The organism is Microcoleus sp. LAD1_D5, from assembly GCF_036702115.1.
Lineage (GTDB): Bacteria > Cyanobacteriota > Cyanobacteriia > Cyanobacteriales > Microcoleaceae > Microcoleus.
In genome coordinates this window covers 1-3408 of sequence record NZ_JAUBSA010000160.1, presented here as the reverse complement: position 1 = coordinate 3408, position 3408 = coordinate 1, and the positions used below count along the sequence as shown (strand labels likewise).

Genomic DNA, 3408 nt, shown 5'->3' with positions numbered 1-3408 from the left:
TATCCTCGAATGCAGGAACCTCGCTCTGTCTTGAAAGCTAAACTGCGGGCGTGATTAAGCCTTTTTCAGTGCCATTGCCCTATATTGAGCAATATTATAATGGCGAGCGCCCAAGTAGCGAGCGCTGGCAATGGCAAGTTTGCGATCGGCTCGATCGGGCGATCGTCCTGCACAATTTAAATATAGAACTTCCGATGTCTGAAATCTATCGCCGGATTAATTTTTAAGGGCGATTTTTTCGAGTTTGAAATGGATTGTGTTTAACTAGAAATATAATTTTAGGAGAAAGCTATGGCTACTCTAATTCAAAACCCAAGGTCAAACCTAACTGAAAACCAAGTTGAAACATCAGCAGATAAAAAAATCTGGACTGATGCCGAATTCATGGCACTCAACCGAGATGGACACCGCTATGAAATTGTGAATGGAGAACTAATTGACATGGGAAATTCGGGTGCAAAACACGGTTATGTTGCCGTTATTTTGAGTGCAGCCTTGTTTAACTGCGTATCAACGCGAAAATTAGGCGCAATTTTCGATTCCAGCACTGCTTTTAAGATGAAATCAGGAAACAAGCGATCGCCCGATGTTTCCTTCATGGCAAAAGAACGCCTGCAAGGGCTAGATGAGCTCCCCGATGGCTTCCTAGAAGGTGCGCCGGATCTTACCGTAGAAATCCTTTCTCCTAGCAATACAGTGGAAGAAATTCACGACAAACTCGTAGAATATTTCGAGAATGGCGCGCGTTTAGTCTGGGTGATTCATCCTAAAGAAAAGTATGTGTTAGTTTATCGATCGTCCCAAGAACCCGATCGCCTGCTTAAGTCTACTCAATCCCTAGATGGCGAAGAAATCGTCCCCGGCTTTACTCTCCCGATTGCGGAGTTATTTCAAAAACTGGCTTTTTAAGCAAATATGATATAAGCTAGTTATAAAAACTTATAGGAATCTTGTATGCTGAAGTCATTTCAGATACACAACTTTAGGCTATTTAAACACCTTGAAGTTAAAAATCTGGGTCGTGTCAACCTGATTGTTGGCAAGAATAATTCAGGAAAAAGTACATTTCTTGAAGCAGTAGAACTATATGCCAGCAACGCTTCTGCTACCGTCATGCTTGAGCTTGTAGAGTCTAGGCAAGAAACTTGGTTTAGCGAAGCTCAGCCACATTCCCAAAATTTTATCAGTAATCCTGTGCGGCATCTATTCTTTGGGCATAAATTGCCCAGCATAGGAGGAGATGGGATTTCTCTTGGAGAAGTTTCTTCAAACATAAAACTCCGGATCGGCGCTGGCGCATACCAGAATAAAAATGATGACGAAGGCACAATCAGGAAAATTCGCATCTCTGATGTGGACTTTGACGAAGATATATCTAATGTTGAAGTTTTTCTCGTAGCAGAAGAAGGCGAAAGAACTAGAAGAATTTTCCGATTAGATAGAAATATCAGAGACATTCGACGTAGCTCTAGAATTTTTTATGAAAGGCAGGAATCCGAATTAAAATACACGTGGCAGATTGTTTCTACAGCAAATATGTCTAATCGAAAATTAGCTGCTCTTTGGGATTTAACGAGCTTGACAGATTTAGAGTCGGAAGTTATTTCTGCGCTTCGTTTAATTGACGATCGAGTTACTGGAGTCGCTTTTGTAGAGGACGTTAGTAGAGGTAGTGCAAGTGACAACCGTGTTCCTTTAGTAAAAATTAAAGGCATAGACGAACCATTACCTCTCAAGAGCATGGGAGATGGTATGACTCGTTTGTTTCATATAATTGTTGCACTTGTCAATGCTCGAAACGGACTTTTATTAATTGATGAATTTGAAAATGGATTGCACTGGAGCGTGCAACCGAAAGTTTGGGATATTGTTTTTCAGATATCGGAGAGACTTAATGTTCAAATTTTTGCAACAACTCACAGCCGCGATTGTATCAAGGGTTTCTACCAAGCCTGGAATAACTATCCTACCCTTGGTGCTTTCTTCCGATTGGATGCCAAAAATGAATCGATAAAAGCAACAGAATATACATCTGAGACCCTGAGTGATTCTATTGACATGGATGTTGAAGTACGATGAGTAAGACAAGCGAGGTGTCTGAGAAGGATAGTGTTTGCAAGCAAGATACAGATAGAGTTTTACTTGTTGAAGGAGATAATGATTGCCATGTGGTGATGGCTTTATGCAAAGCTCATAATGTTCCTAAGACTTTCGGTATCTATCAATGCGGTTCAGATATCGGGGTTTTGAAGCGACTGAATGCGCTGATTATACGTCCTAATCCTCCTCAAGTAATAGGAGTTATGCTTGATGCTGACAAGCCTTCTCTTGAAGGCAGATGGCAAAGTATAAAAGGCAAGTTACAACATTACAACTATACGTTACCGACCAAACCTGATGCTGATGGAACGGTAGTCGAGCCTTCTTCAGATGAACCTAAACTGGGGTTTTGGCTGATGCCTAATAATCAAGATTCTGGTATGTTAGAAGACTTTTGTGCTGAACTTGCAGAACCAGCATCTTTGACATTTGCACGAGAATGTGTTGAACAGGCACAGGATAGTAAAGTAACAACATTCAAAGAAGTGCATCGTAGTAAAGCAGTGATTCATACATATCTTGCTTGGCATGATGAACCTGGTTATCCTTTGGGAAAGGCAATTACAAGTCAAGCTTTGCGTCCTCACACAGATGTCGCAGTAAAATTTAGTAATTGGTTAATACGTTTATTTGTGGAAGGAGCGATCGCGTAATTCCCGCGATCGTCCTAAGAGAGCGATCGCAAAGTATAATAGAGTTAATTTATCTCAAAATTCCACGGAATAAGCTAGTCATATAAAAATAACTTCTAGGAGGCTATAAATATGACAAGCATACCTAACGAACAAACATCTATCATCCGTACAGAAAGAGGACTAGCGATCGCAGGTACGCGCATCACCATCTACGATATCATGGACTACGTGACGGCTCAATATCCGCCTAACTTTATCAGAGGATTGTTCGATCTTACAGAAGAACAAATTAACGCAGCTTTAGCTTATATTGAGGCAAATCGGGCTGAGGTTGAAGCCGAGTATCAAATGGTTCTTAAGGAAGCTGAAGAACTGCGGCTGTACTATGAAGAAAAAAATCGCGATCTGATTGCCCGAATTGCCGCCCAACCACCAAAACCTGGAACGGAAGCTGCTTGGGAAAAACTGCGAGCGGCTAAGGCCAAGTTTAAGTCGGAGCTAGAGTTTTTCATACTAAAGTATGATAGAGTTAATGTATCATAAAATCCTTAAATACTATGATCAATATAGTGTTTTAAAAGTGATATCCATGTTAACAATAGTCCGGACAGTTTTTATATGGCCCAATGGCTTATTCTGTAGGACTTTGAGCCACTGTGGATAATTAAATCAA

At 40.8% G+C, this 3408-nt stretch carries 5 protein-coding genes; all 5 read left to right on the top strand.

What is annotated here, in order from left to right; all coding sequences use genetic code 11:
- The first annotated feature begins 68 nt into the window (after positions 1–68).
- Positions 69–227, top strand: a complete 159-nt coding sequence (locus QUA70_RS28235) for a hypothetical protein (RefSeq protein ID WP_333336143.1) — start codon at positions 69–71, stop codon at positions 225–227.
- 64 nt (positions 228–291) lie between these two features.
- Complete coding sequence (locus QUA70_RS28230) at positions 292–909, top strand: Uma2 family endonuclease (RefSeq protein ID WP_333348592.1); 618 nt, start codon at positions 292–294, stop codon at positions 907–909.
- Between the two features lie 45 nt (positions 910–954).
- Positions 955–2079, top strand: coding sequence for an AAA family ATPase (locus QUA70_RS28225; protein WP_333336149.1), 1125 nt, complete (start codon positions 955–957; stop codon positions 2077–2079).
- Entirely contained in the window at positions 2076–2753 is a 678-nt protein-coding gene (locus tag QUA70_RS28220; RefSeq protein ID WP_333336152.1) for a DUF3226 domain-containing protein, read from the top strand. Before QUA70_RS28225 ends, QUA70_RS28220 begins: the two co-directional genes overlap by 4 nt.
- Positions 2754–2864: 111 nt before the next feature.
- Entirely contained in the window at positions 2865–3278 is a 414-nt protein-coding gene (locus QUA70_RS28215; protein WP_333348590.1) for a DUF433 domain-containing protein, read from the top strand.
- Positions 3279–3408 lie beyond the last annotated feature (130 nt).

What these genes read in the sequence shown, in the direction of transcription:
- QUA70_RS28230 (WP_333348592.1), top strand. Translation starts at nt 292, where the DNA reads ATGGCTACTCTAATTCAAAACCCAAGGTCAAACCTAACTGAAAACCAA.
- QUA70_RS28225 (WP_333336149.1), top strand. Translation starts at nt 955, where the DNA reads ATGCTGAAGTCATTTCAGATACACAACTTTAGGCTATTTAAACACCTT.
- QUA70_RS28220 (WP_333336152.1), top strand. Translation starts at nt 2,076, where the DNA reads ATGAGTAAGACAAGCGAGGTGTCTGAGAAGGATAGTGTTTGCAAGCAA.
- QUA70_RS28215 (WP_333348590.1), top strand. Translation starts at nt 2,865, where the DNA reads ATGACAAGCATACCTAACGAACAAACATCTATCATCCGTACAGAAAGA.